Origin of the sequence: Dietzia sp. SLG310A2-38A2, assembly GCF_014145095.1 — a bacterium.
GTDB lineage: Bacteria > Actinomycetota > Actinomycetes > Mycobacteriales > Mycobacteriaceae > Dietzia.
The window spans coordinates 2883-3340 of record NZ_JAALDX010000478.1 but is presented as its reverse complement, the minus strand read 5'-3'; the positions used below and the strand labels follow the sequence as shown (position 1 = coordinate 3340).

Genomic DNA, 458 nt, shown 5'->3' with positions numbered 1-458 from the left:
TCACCCACACTCAGATGCGAAGAGCCGGATATCACTTGCGAAGGGCGATTGACGATGCGCTCTCGATCCTCGTGTAGCTCGCTGCACAGCATCCGGCCACCCGAGGCGAAGGCGTCCCAGTCATCGGAACGTCAAGATCCGCGACCTCGGCACTCGTGGTTCCGTCCCCGGACTGCGCTCGTGGTGCAGTCCCCGGACGGCCGGGCTACACCCCGTACAGCCGCGCCCAGTTCTCGCGCGTGGTGAGGCGGGCCTGCGCCTCGCGCCACCGTTCCTGGGCGGCCGGGGCCTCGCGAACGAACCGCGCGAGCAGGGCGGCCAGGCGCTTCTGCAGTTCCGTTACCCGCTGCGGGTCGACCTTGCGGTGGTGCACCCCGGTCTGCGAGGCGTCGGTCACGTAGACCTCGTCGAAGAGCGAGACGTGCCACCAGGCCGCGTCCTCGTAGGGCACGGCCACG

Annotated in this window: 1 pseudogene; it reads right to left on the bottom strand. The window is 69.2% G+C overall.

The features are described from left to right. Positions 1–205: 205 nt before the first annotated feature. Positions 206–458, bottom strand: a pseudogene (locus G6027_RS19050) (glycosyltransferase family 2 protein); the annotation flags it as partial.